The organism is Alteromonas sp. AO-Serp, assembly GCF_017849675.1.
Taxonomy (GTDB): Bacteria; Pseudomonadota; Gammaproteobacteria; order Enterobacterales; family Alteromonadaceae; genus Alteromonas; species Alteromonas macleodii.
This window is the reverse complement of the sequence record NZ_JAFLMX010000326.1, coordinates 1-11,403: the sequence shown is the minus strand read 5'-3', so window position 1 is coordinate 11,403 and position 11,403 is coordinate 1. Positions and strand designations below refer to the sequence as shown.

Here is an 11,403-nt window from a genome sequence, read left to right as displayed (position 1 = left end):
AAAGTTCATTGAGTTTTCTCCCTTGGTTTGGTCGCCTATTAGGATAAACTCTGTTTATGCTGATAGGGAGGAGGCTCAATGATTATCAAGCCAATAAACGCACTCACTTCGTTCGCTGGGACGCATACTCGCGGGGCGGCTTCGCCATTATGCCCCACATGTCTGCGCCCGTTATTGAAAAGTTAGGTGCTTCAATGACATTCAAACCACCTTTCTTTGAACAAATACTAGAACTCGCTTTGACTATGACCAGCGAGCCTTCTAAAAAGGTTTACTGGGAAGCGCACAATAAGCTAAGAGACATCTGCGAAACACACAAAAACTCAACTTTGGATCATCCGTTTCAGTGGGAAACTTTGGCTGACTTCACCATTGACAGTGGGGAGCAGTTAACTGCGTATTTTGTGGCTCTTGAGTTAGCACAAAAGTACGAATTGCTTGAATACATTGAATCAGTTGCTACGGAAGTCTCAGAGATATATTTGTCGCAAAGTGACAAAGGCCATGCATTGACTTATTCTAAAATCGCAAAGGATGCCACGCTAGGGCTGCAATCAGAAAAGGTCAATTCAAGGATTGTTTAAACACGCACCTAACAATCGCATAAACTCGCTCGCAATCTCGCTGGGACAAAAACACGTAGGCTCCCTTCGCTTCGCTCTGTATTATAGCCTACGTATTTTTGCCCGTTATGCGGGCCGTTATGTTTAAGGAGGAACATTCAATGAACCCCAGTTTTTATAAGAAGTCCTTGGCAGTATTGTTAGCTTTATTTTTGGGTTTATCACCGCAGATTGTTTTGGCAGAGGAGCCACCTGTTAAAAAAAGCAAGAGCGGCATATGTCACGCTAAAGGTAGTACTTACTATTCCAAGACAAAAAACTACACTCCATATCAGTCTATGGAGGCATGTTTAAAAAGTGGCGGGCGTCGTCCAAAGCGTTAAACATAACAATCACATAAAGCCACTCGCTGGGACAGTAACACGTGGGCTCTGTCGCTTCGCTCTAAATTTTATCCCACGCATTACTGCCCCTTATGTGGGTGTTATACATAAACCATGAAATCATCACACAAGACAATTTTTATAATTTTTGTTTCATTTATCCTTTCTTCATTAGTGGACGAATACCTTATAATTACTCGCGGCATCGAGCTCTTCACCTACCACATTCATACGATTTTCGTAGCAATTTGCCTCTTCATTTGGTCCAAACAACACGGTAGAGAGAATGGGCATACACAGCTCAGAATGTATCCCTTGTTTTGTGCATTTATAGGCTTCATTGGTGTTCCGGTGTACGCCTATAAATTTTATGGCCTAAAGCACGGAACAATTCTTCTATCTAAAGCGATTGTTGCATTAATTGTTACCGTAATAGTTTCTATTGGCGCCACTACCCTTTTCTCAACATTTTATGTATAACAAAAAAATCAAGTCGTAGGCTAAAGCCCACTGGGACGCTAACACACAGGGTCGCTTCGCCATTATGCCCTACTCGTTATCGCCCCTTGTTTAAAAGTTAGGTGACTAGGGATGGTTATGCTTCAAAAATTAAAAATTCTGTTCTTAGGTTTCTTATGTTCGTTACCGTTTTCACTCTTTTTCGGTTATGGCACTTTCTTCGTTTTGTCTCATGTTCAAGAGTTTAGTAACACCAATATTTCCTATCTCGTCGGAACAGGCATATTTACTTTAATTTCCATAAGTGGTTTAACAAATCCAGGGGCATACATAACAGTGTTTAAAATTTTTGGATTTTTTAATGACCTAGGGGATATTGCTAGTGCAATCAGTATCTTTAACATTTTCAAATAACTGTTGTATTGTGCTCAAAGGTAAATCACCTAACAAAAAATTTATGTCGCCCGCAGTCGGGCTGGGACACAAACAGCTAGGCGGCTTCGCCATTATAGCCTGCCTGTTTGTGCCCCATATTTAGGCGTTATGCACAAGGAAGTATTGAATGAAACATAAGATTATTTGTTCACTATTCTCAATAGTCATTTTTACTTCGGGATTATTTCTCGGCGCATATATCAGTACGTCGGCGGGCGCTAGTTCAAACTCTACAGAGTTATATAACAGCATTATTCATCTTTCTTCTGTTCATCAACAAATAGAAAATGGTGAATTAGAAAACGCAAAAAAGCCATCTGTAGTTTCGTCAGAACACGCATCGAATTACTAGAGCTTGGCCATCAAATTCTTAACGAGAATAGGGCCAAGGAAGTAATGGTTCTAAAACAAAGTATGGAGAAAATGTTTTCAAACACATCGCAAGCCAGCACTTCGTTAGCTGAAACTTGTGTTTAACGAGGCGCCTAACGCGTTCCCTTTGGTCACTGCCCCAAAGCTTAGCGTTATATCGCGGGATAGTTCGATGGAAGATGATGATTTAGTTATTTACGATGGGGTGTGTAACTTCTGTAATGGAGCAGTTGCCTTTATTTTGAAGCGCGACAAAAGTGAACGTTTTATATTCTCACCAATGCAATCAGAATACGCTCAAGAAGTTATCAAACGTTACAAAGTTGATACTGTAGGTGTTGATACTTTTATGTTAGTTAAGAACGGAAACGTTTTTCTTTGGTCTGACGCTGCACTAGAAATCGCAAAAGACTTAACTGGGTTCTGGTTTTTATTCGGTGTAACTAAAATCTTGCCGCGTTCTTTTAGAGACTTCTTCTACAGAATTTTTGCTCGCAACCGTATTAAGCTTTTCGGTGGTACAAAGCATTGTCAAATACCCGATAAAAAGGTCTTAGGGAGGTTCAGAGGTCTTGCGATGTAACAAACAAATAAAGCCGTTCCCGTTGGTCACTAGAAGGCATATATGCGGGGCAGCTTCGCCATTATGCTCAGCGCATATGCGCCTCTTAGCTTAATGTTAGAAGCTTCTGAGAAATCAATGGCTAAATCAGAAATAAGACGATTCTTAAAAGAGATCCGCACTAAGTTTCCTGACGTTGTTCCTCTTATGGAAAAACATGAGAGTTGGGCGCTTACATTTCTAATGGGAGAGTTCGCAAATTTGACGACTATTTTGTTAAACCAAGGCGACTTAGAAGAAGCACTTGAGCAGTTGCAGTACATGAGCGAGAAACTAGATACTGCAACCGAAGCAGAATTCGAGTACATAGATGTATATTATACAGAGCACTTATTCTGGAAAGGTACCAAAGAAGGTATTGAACGTGGCTGGCCTCTCGTCCCAGATAATCTCAAAAAACTGTACTTGGACTTTCATGGTAAACCACCTAGGGTAGTGGTTTAGATAAGGTTGAGGGAAGTACAATTTTACAAAGTACGATTGATGGCTTTTGTGAAACTCAGCGCTCTAAAGATGTCTTTAAAAAATTAAAACGTTTTATATCCAATAAAGCGATTAAAAAGTCTGGTGTTCTATTTTTCCCTGAGGCTCACGGTAATCTGAGAAATGGTTGGCGATTACCCCCAATTCTAACTGGTGTGCCTGAGTTAGATGTTAAGCTTTAACCTTACAATTAAGAGTGTTTTAAACATAACAAACGCTTTAACCAAGGGACGAAAAACAGCAGGCTTGCGCTCCTTCGTCGCTAATTTTAGCCTGCTATTTTGCGCCAGTTTAGCTAGGCGTTATGCATCAAGGTAAATAATGAATCGAGCGCCCCTTTCAAAAGAACCAGTTAACCTATTTATTCTTTTAAAGATGGCCTACACCGATTCTTTGGGTGCCAATGTGCTGAACAGGCATCTGAGCAGACTGCTCAAGCAACTATTTTAAAATTGGAGCTAACTATTCGTTTTCTCCATTCAAAAGTAAGTTATTTGGAAAATGCGTAAACTAATTCCAAGACAGGCATTTCAAAGTACTAGACCTAGATTAACTTTATAAAACGCGTTCTCTAAGTTAAAAGTCAAGGAGACAATATGCATCTCGCTCAATTGAATATTGGAAAAGTCAGGTTTAACTTGGAGTCCCCCGAAATGGCGGACTTTGTAAATAACTTAGACCCTATCAACGCCATTGCTGAACAAAGTCCAGGATTTATCTGGCGTTTGAAAGACGAATCAGGTGATGCCACTAATATAGAGGTAGAAAATAACCCAGATATCATTGTTAACATGTCTGTTTGGGAAAGCGTAGAGTCCCTTAAGAACTTCATGTTCAAGACGCATCACATTGATTTCCTTAAGCGTAAAAAAGAGTGGTTTTTGCCCTTAAGCGAAGCATCTTATGTGCTTTGGTGGATACCGAAGGGCCATATTCCAACCCTTCAGGAAGCTATCACTAAATTAGACCATCTTCGGGAAAATGGAGAATCTCAGGATGCATTTAGTTTTAAAAGTAGTTACGCCAAGCCTGAGTTTGAGAATCATTGATGTTTCCAAGGTCAGAAGGCACACTAGTAAGAAGCTCGAACTGGCCGTTGAAATACGTAAGCACGGATCCCGACACGTAGATTCTAATTTTCGCACACGAGTTTCACATCTTAGATGGCTGCCGTGTTCTCTATTAGATAGTTTAATAAGAAAGGATATTTTATGAACTTATCGTTTTTACTTGTACTTTTTATCTCTTTTTTCACAATAAATATCCTACCTTGGGTTCTAGCACTTATATCTAAAAAGGCTTCTGGTAATAACAAGGTCATCTGGTTCTTGATGTCGTTTTTATTATCATGGCTAGGCTTTATCGTTTATTACTATCTTGTGATTAAGCCAGAATGGAAAGCTGAGTTAGAAAGAAAAAAATCAAAAAGAATACTCAGAAATGAAAATGGAATGCCTATTAAAATGTATGAGCAATCTTAAGGTTAAAATTGACACGCATTTTATCAACGCTTATATGTAGATGAACACTAGTGATAGTCTAAATCTATATTTTGAAGATTTACGAAGGAACGACAATGCCTATAAAAAAATGGACTTTACAATACCTAGTCGCATTTCCCTTGCTGGCCACTATTTTTGCCAGTGTTCAATACTTTAAAGGCCAGTCTTTTTCCTACTCTCTTGAATTCGGGGTTACATGGGCTTTTATATCTATTTCTATATTTGCAGCTCGCCGCATTTACAATTTTAAAAAGCGGATCCATTGCGAAATATGCAACGATATACAAAATCATAAGACCATTGAATAATCGAGCGCGCTATTTCAGTTGAGTACTCAACCTTAATTTCATGTTAAAAAAACGGGTAAAAAAATGAAAACACAAACCTTACTTATCTATTTTTTCTTTTCCTTGCTAGTCTCTTTCTCGTGTGAAGCCTCTACGCGTTCGCTAAAAATAGAAGATGATGGTTTTGTTGCTACGTATTACTCTTCAGAGTCACAAGAACGTAAAGTTGGCGTTTTAGTGCTTGGAGGATCCGAAGGCGGCGTGCCAGAAAAGCTCGCTAGTCCAATCGTTGAAGCGGGATTCCCTACCCTAGCTTTAGCTTATTTTAAGGAAGAAGGCTTACCAGCAGAGTTAGAGAGAATACCTCTTGAATATGTAATTCAGGCTATGTCGTGGTTAAAATCACAACCAGAAACCACGCCGGACGACATTATTGTAGTTGGCTGGTCGAAAGGCGCTGAACTGTCACTTCTTCTAGCGTCAAAAGAACCAAGTATTTCAAATGTGGTTGCTATTGCGCCTAGCTCTGTTGTTTGGGCAGGTATTTTGAAAGATTGGAGTAAAGTGCCTGGTTCCAGCTGGACTTACGACGGGCAAGACTTAGCGTTTGTTCCTTTCAACCCGTCGGGTGAAGTTAATGGTTTGCTAGATCTCTATACGCAATCTTTAGAAAATCGAGCAGACAACGGTAAAGCTAATATTCCTGTACAGAAAATCAGCGCCGATGTTGTGTTAATGACTGGCGAAAACGATGAAATTTGGCCCTCGCCTACTATGGCTGAAACAGTTTGTGAAAAAATGAATGCGCGCACTAAACATAAGTGTAAGCACATAAACTACCAAGGGGCAGACCACTTGCTTAACTACGAGTTCTTAAAAGAGGGTAGCGATATGAACCAAACCTTTATTAAGATGCTTACTAATCACAATAACCACTAGTCAGCTTCTTCAATAAATAGAATCATATGACCATTGATGAATTCAATCACTATTGCAAAGCACTCCCCCACACTACTCACGTCGTTCAGTGGGGGAGTTCAGAAGTATGGAAAGTAGGTGGTAAAGTCTTTGCTATAGGGAGCATTAGCAAGGACGGACACCCTGCTTTTACCTTTAAAACATCTGAGCAAAACTATTATTTTCTGGAAGAAAAGCCTGGCTATAGGCCTGCGCCCTATCTCGCTAGTCGTGGAATGAAATGGATACAACAGTACAATTGCGAGAGTGATGAAGATGAAGCGTTAAAATACTATTTAAGCGCATCTTATAAACTAGTATCGTTAGGGTTAACCAAGAAAATGCAAAAAGAGCTTGGTTTAAATCAACCTCAATAAAGGTGCTTACACCATGTTCAAAGCAAAAGGCTTTACGCGCAATATTCGCCCTTATGTAGAAGCTGAACTAGCGCTAGCTCATAGAAAGCAAAACCAAAACAGCCAACAGTGTGCTTTTTCACACTTAGAAAATGCCCACGTTCTTGGTCAAGCCTCTACAAGGCTACACGTTAAAGTACACGTTCAAATGCTTTTGTGGGCAGTGAAACAAGGCAATATTGGTGAGTTTTTTGGTCAACTTTTCAGAATTGCGGGCGCTGCCACAAAAACTGTTTTTGGGCTAGTACCTCATGGAAATACAGGTGGCGCTAACGTTAGCCCATTTAAGGCAATGCCAATTAAACCAGACTTAAATACGATCATAAAAAAAGCGCGTTCGAATGAAAATTAAAATTAACGTTGTCGATGCATTTACTAATGTAAGGTTTAAGGGCAATCCTGCTGCAGTAGTTATAACGGGTAAATGGCTTAGCGATGAAAAAATGCAAGAAATCGCTGCTGAAAATAACCTTTCAGAAACCGCCTTTTTAGTTGAAGATGATAATGGCGTATTCGCTATACGTTGGTTTTCCCCTGTGACGGAAATCGATTTTTGTGGTCATGCTACTTTAGCTTCTGCGTTTGTCATTTTTAGCGAAAACTACCAACTGCCGCACATCTCGCTTTTCGCCAAGTCGGTTGGGATGATGAAAGTCGTTAAAAAAAGCGACGGATTTATTCAGATGGATTTCCCTAATAGAATGCCCAGCCCTGTCGGTGAAGTGCCTGAAGCGTTACTAAAAGGGCTCTCTATCAAGCCCAAAAGCATTTTAAAAAATAACCAAGCTTACTTTGCTGTTTATTCTAACGAAGACGACGTTTTAAGCGTAATTCAAGACTGCGAACAACTAAAAACACTAGCGCCTTATGATGTGGTAGTGACAGCGCCTGGTACGCAATTTGATTTTGTTTCGCGTTATTTTTGGCCTGCGAACGGCGGTGATGAAGACCCGGTTACCGGTTCAATCCACACTGGGCTAGCGCCTTATTGGGCAAAAGTATTTGGACGATCAAAACTTATGGCTTATCAGGCATCTAAACGAGGCGGCACATTAAAATGTGAGGTGGCAGGTGACCGCGTGCTTATTTCTGGCCAAGCGGTGTCTTACCTTGAAGGTTACATTAATATTTGATGGTTGATTGCCTTACACGAACTAATCGATAAAAGAGAACTCTTCTCTCGAGTGTTACTTCCCGGCACAAACAAAAAAGCGGAAGATATTTAACCTTCCGCTTTCACTCACTCAACAGCGCATTGCTGCATCTAGTTTTAACTAGGCAAATGTAATATTAGCGCCCTACTGCAATGCCTTCTCTGCGAGGATCTGCGCCGCCAATTAATTTACCTGATTTAAACTGAATGCCATGAAGACCGCTGTTTAAATCCACTACTTTAACGTTATGGCCGAGTGCCTTTAACGGCTCTTCAAGCTCAGCTATTGGTGTGCCCTTCTCTAACGCAGTGTAGTCGTTTCGATTAGTAATTTTAGGAAGATTGATGGCTTGCTGAATATCCAAGCCAAAGTCTAAAACTCCAATCAGGGTTTGAGCGACGTAGCTTACAATTCTAGAGCCGCCCGGCGAGCCTACAACCACCTCTAAATTCCCTTCTTTGTCGAACACCATGGTAGGGCTCATAGCACTTCTAGGACGCTTACCAGGCTCTACGCGATTTGGTACTGGAAAACGGTTTTTGGTTGGCGAAAATGAAAAGTCGGTAAGCTGATTATTAAGCAGGAAGCCTTCTACCATAATCCCAGAACCAAACATAAATTCAATGCTGGTAGTCATTGATACTGCATTGCCCTCTTTGTCTACTATAGAGACGTGTGAGGTATTGGGCAGCTCCATTGACGTACCAAGTGCTACATTCGCATCGGCGTAGGGATTGCCCGCGCGTTTGCGGCGCCACTCTTTATCAACAGCAATACTCTCGGCACGGCGCTGAAGATAAGCGGTATTAATCATGGCCGCAAACGGCAAGTTAGTAAAATCGCTATCCGCTATGAACTTCTCGCGGTCGGCATATGAAAGCGCACTTGCTTGCGTGTACAGGTTGGCAAACTCTACTGAATCCGGTGCGTATTGACTAAGGTTAAAACCTTCTAACATTTTTAGAATTTGATAAACGTTTACGCCACCTGAGCTAGGTGGTGCCATACCGCAAATGCGTTTTTCGTGGTACAGGCCACATACGGGTTCACGTTTTACTGGTTCGTAGCTTGCTAAGTCTTCCAACGACATTTGGCCAGGGTAAATCTCCGCATTATTAACCGCTTCCACTATTTTTTCGGCAACGTCGCCTTTCAGTAAATAATCACTGCCTTTTTCAGCAATACCTCTTAAGGTTTTAGCCAGCTTCTTATTTTTCTTTACCGTGCCTTCTTTTAACGGCAGGCCTGCCGGGAAGAAATAAGTAGAGCTTGCAGGAAAAGTTTTAAGACCAGGGTGATAGTCTAATGCAACAAGTTTGGCTAAACGCGGCGATACTTTAAAGCCGTCTTCAGCTGTTTTGATTGTATCGTCGAACAGCGTATTCCAAGGCAGCTTGCCGAACTCGCCCTGAGCCATTTCTAGCGCTTTTACTGCACCAGGCACGCCAACTGACTTACCGCCTACTACGGCATCTAACCAGCGCATTGGCTTATTACCTTCAATAAACCAATGAGAATTGACAGCTTTCGGTGCTGTTTCACGGCCGTCAAAGGTGTGAAGTACTTTGTTCTTATTATCCCAATAAAGGATAAACGCACCACCACCAATACCTGACGATTGTGGTTCAACCAGCGAAAGCATCGATTGTACAGCCACCGCTGCGTCAATCGCGCTTCCGCCCTTTTCTAAAATATTCTTTCCCGCCCAAGACGCATAGGGATTTGCCGCTACAACCATATAATCTTCGGCTTCAAATGCCTTTTTCTCTATGTAGCCTGTTGCTGCTTCTGGTTCTCCGACTTCACGTGTTTGCTTCGCGTTCGCACCAAAAATAAAACAGCTAGATAATGCAAGAGTTACCACTGAAGCTCTGAAAAAAGCACTGCGTCTCAAAATAATACTTCCTCTTATTTAAATTTTTCGGGGTTTATTGGGCGTTTTTTCAGAAACGCATCAAACGCTTCTTGAGCTGCGGTTGTGCCCAACGCTTCCAAAAATATATCAAACTCTTCGTTCATTTGTTGGTTTGTTCGCTCTCCGTCACCTTTTAATAGCGCTTTTGTTTGTTTAAGCGAAAATGAAGGCTTGGCGATGAGTTTCTCTACCGTAGTTTGAACCGTTTGATCTATTTCGTGAGCGTCGACAATTTTTGTCAGAATACCAAATTGATAAGCATCAGCAGAGGTAAAGGGTTCGCCCAGCATTAGCCACTCTGCCGCCTTTATATGACCCGCAACCTTAGGCAAAAGATAACTTGATGCATATTCAGGAACAAGCCCTAAGTTGATGAATGGTAGAACAAATCGGGTATCTGGAGTGGCGTAAACAAAATCGCAATGAAGTAAAAGCGTTGTGCCTATGCCCACTGCTAATCCGTGAACTTGTGCAATAACCGGTAAATTACATGCAGCCAAAGCTCGCATAAAGGCAGCTGTTTCTGGCACCTGAGCGTGATCTTGTTGCTGTGCGAAGTCTCCAATGTCATTTCCTGCAGTAAAACAATCGCCCGCGCCTTTAATAACCACCACTTTGGTTGAGCCATCGTTTTTAACACCTAATATGGCATTCGCCATTTCTTGATACATGTCGCGTGTTAACGCATTTTTCTTATCGGTTCGGTTAAGTGTAATGGTTAAGCATTGCTGATTTGTTTCGGTAATAATGTAAGACATAATTACTCCTTTACTGTCGTCTTTTTGTTTTGGGCGTACTTCAGTTTTCACCCTGTAGGCAATTTCTGTATCATAGCCAGCAAATTCTAATTTCAAAAATAACTAACACTGATGATGTCACTGCCGTTTTCGCTTAAGTATAGCGCTGGTCCTTTATTTATTGCGCTATGCTCCGTTGTCGCGTTTTTCTTTGAGCCTATGTCTGGCAATTATTTGGCTTACGACAGGTACGCCATTCAAGGTCTAGAAACTTGGCGAATAGTCAGCGGCAATATCGTGCATACCAATGGCTACCACCTACTTTTAAATTTAGCAGGTCTGGCTTTATTGTGGGCACTCCACGGTGAACATTATCGCCTTGGTTTGTATTTAAAAGTTTTTGTGTGGTGCTGTTTGGGAACCAGTATTGGCCTTTATTTTTTCTCTCCAGATCTCATTTGGTACGCAGGCTTATCTGGCGCACTACATGGTATTTTCGCATGGGGCGCCTGTGTTGATATAAAAGAGAAAATGAAGTCGGGTTGGTTATTGCTTATAGGTCTAGCCATCAAGGTGGGATACGAACAAATTGACGGTAGTAGCGAACAAGTTGCAAACCTGATTGACGCCAAAGTTGCCGTAGACGCCCATTTATTTGGTGCGCTTACGGGTATCGCAATCTTTTTACTTATGTTTATTACGGCGAAAAGAAAATAGAAACTAGAGCGATATAGCGTCACTCTTTTTGCGCATTTTGATTTGTTAAAACAGATTAACGTGCTGAAGCAAAAAAAGAAGATTTAAAAAAAGGCCCGAATTCATTGAATTTGGGCCTTTTTTGTAAGCTTTTTCCGTCCTTAATAGCTACCGCGCTGTGAGCAACTCAGTGGCTCTTATCACTGGGTTGCACTCGCAGTTTTGCCTATAAGTTTTCTTCGAATAGCTTGTATATACGACGGTATTCATCAAGCCAAGAGCTTGGTTGTACGAAGCAATGTGGCTCTACCGGATAAATGGCCGTTTCAAAATCTTCTTTCTCAAGCTCGATAAGGCGCTGTACCAATCGTACGGTGTCGTGGAAAAACACGTTGTCATCAACCATTGGCGCATTGACAAGC

Annotated in this window: 15 protein-coding genes; 12 read left to right on the top strand and 3 right to left on the bottom strand. The window is 41.4% G+C overall.

The window, feature by feature from the left end; all coding sequences use genetic code 11:
- The first annotated feature begins 56 nt into the window (after positions 1-56).
- The 11 genes from QVA83_RS20600 to QVA83_RS20550 all read left to right on the top strand — a co-directional run bounded on the left by QVA83_RS20600 (position 57) and on the right by QVA83_RS20550 (position 7,612).
- Positions 57-584 (top strand): hypothetical protein, encoded by a 528-nt coding sequence (locus QVA83_RS20600; RefSeq protein ID WP_197040366.1) that lies wholly within the window; start codon positions 57-59, stop codon positions 582-584.
- Positions 585-724: 140 nt separating this feature from the next.
- Positions 725-946: a hypothetical protein gene (locus QVA83_RS20595; RefSeq protein WP_049588966.1), complete on the top strand. Its 222-nt coding sequence runs from the start codon at positions 725-727 to the stop codon at positions 944-946.
- Positions 947-1,967: 1,021 nt separating this feature from the next.
- Positions 1,968-2,192 carry a hypothetical protein gene (locus QVA83_RS20590; RefSeq protein WP_231513079.1) on the top strand — a complete coding sequence of 75 codons (225 nt, stop codon included), beginning with the start codon at positions 1,968-1,970 and terminating at the stop codon, positions 2,190-2,192.
- A gap of 192 nt (positions 2,193-2,384) precedes the next feature.
- Positions 2,385-2,795, top strand: coding sequence for a thiol-disulfide oxidoreductase DCC family protein (locus tag QVA83_RS20585; protein ID WP_156078438.1), 411 nt, complete (start codon positions 2,385-2,387; stop codon positions 2,793-2,795).
- A gap of 117 nt (positions 2,796-2,912) precedes the next feature.
- Complete coding sequence (locus tag QVA83_RS20580; RefSeq protein WP_156078439.1) at positions 2,913-3,278, top strand: DUF7674 family protein; 366 nt, start codon at positions 2,913-2,915, stop codon at positions 3,276-3,278.
- A 635-nt stretch (positions 3,279-3,913) separates the two neighbouring features.
- Positions 3,914-4,366, top strand: coding sequence for a DUF3291 domain-containing protein (locus QVA83_RS20575; RefSeq protein WP_049588960.1), 453 nt, complete (start codon positions 3,914-3,916; stop codon positions 4,364-4,366).
- Between the two features lie 162 nt (positions 4,367-4,528).
- Positions 4,529-4,798 carry a hypothetical protein gene (locus tag QVA83_RS20570; RefSeq protein ID WP_014949705.1) on the top strand — a complete coding sequence of 90 codons (270 nt, stop codon included), beginning with the start codon at positions 4,529-4,531 and terminating at the stop codon, positions 4,796-4,798.
- A 392-nt stretch (positions 4,799-5,190) separates the two neighbouring features.
- On the top strand, positions 5,191-6,045 hold the full coding sequence (locus tag QVA83_RS20565; RefSeq protein WP_156078440.1) for an acyl-CoA thioester hydrolase/BAAT C-terminal domain-containing protein: 855 nt from the start codon (positions 5,191-5,193) through the stop codon (positions 6,043-6,045).
- 26 nt (positions 6,046-6,071) lie between these two features.
- Positions 6,072-6,440 (top strand): MmcQ/YjbR family DNA-binding protein, encoded by a 369-nt coding sequence (locus QVA83_RS20560; RefSeq protein WP_156078441.1) that lies wholly within the window; start codon positions 6,072-6,074, stop codon positions 6,438-6,440.
- A gap of 13 nt (positions 6,441-6,453) precedes the next feature.
- On the top strand, positions 6,454-6,831 hold the full coding sequence (locus QVA83_RS20555; RefSeq protein WP_014949709.1) for a DUF3703 domain-containing protein: 378 nt from the start codon (positions 6,454-6,456) through the stop codon (positions 6,829-6,831).
- Positions 6,821-7,612: a PhzF family phenazine biosynthesis protein gene (locus tag QVA83_RS20550; protein ID WP_156078442.1), complete on the top strand. Its 792-nt coding sequence runs from the start codon at positions 6,821-6,823 to the stop codon at positions 7,610-7,612. Before QVA83_RS20555 ends, QVA83_RS20550 begins: the two co-directional genes overlap by 11 nt.
- A gap of 157 nt (positions 7,613-7,769) precedes the next feature.
- Here the strand turns inward: QVA83_RS20550 and ggt are convergent, their stop codons facing one another.
- Positions 7,770-9,527: a gamma-glutamyltransferase gene (gene ggt / locus QVA83_RS20545; RefSeq protein WP_156078443.1), complete on the bottom strand. Its 1,758-nt coding sequence runs from the start codon at positions 9,525-9,527 to the stop codon at positions 7,770-7,772.
- A gap of 14 nt (positions 9,528-9,541) precedes the next feature.
- Complete coding sequence (locus QVA83_RS20540; protein WP_231513080.1) at positions 9,542-10,306, bottom strand: enoyl-CoA hydratase; 765 nt, start codon at positions 10,304-10,306, stop codon at positions 9,542-9,544.
- A 111-nt stretch (positions 10,307-10,417) separates the two neighbouring features.
- Here QVA83_RS20540 and rrtA point away from each other — a divergent pair, with 111 nt between their 5' ends.
- Entirely contained in the window at positions 10,418-11,002 is a 585-nt protein-coding gene (rrtA, locus tag QVA83_RS20535) for a rhombosortase (RefSeq protein ID WP_061485979.1), read from the top strand.
- A 205-nt stretch (positions 11,003-11,207) separates the two neighbouring features.
- Here the strand turns inward: rrtA and QVA83_RS20530 are convergent.
- Positions 11,208-11,403, bottom strand: a 196-nt coding sequence (locus tag QVA83_RS20530; protein WP_287498902.1) for an alpha/beta hydrolase family protein, incomplete at its 5' end; no start/stop codon positions are given.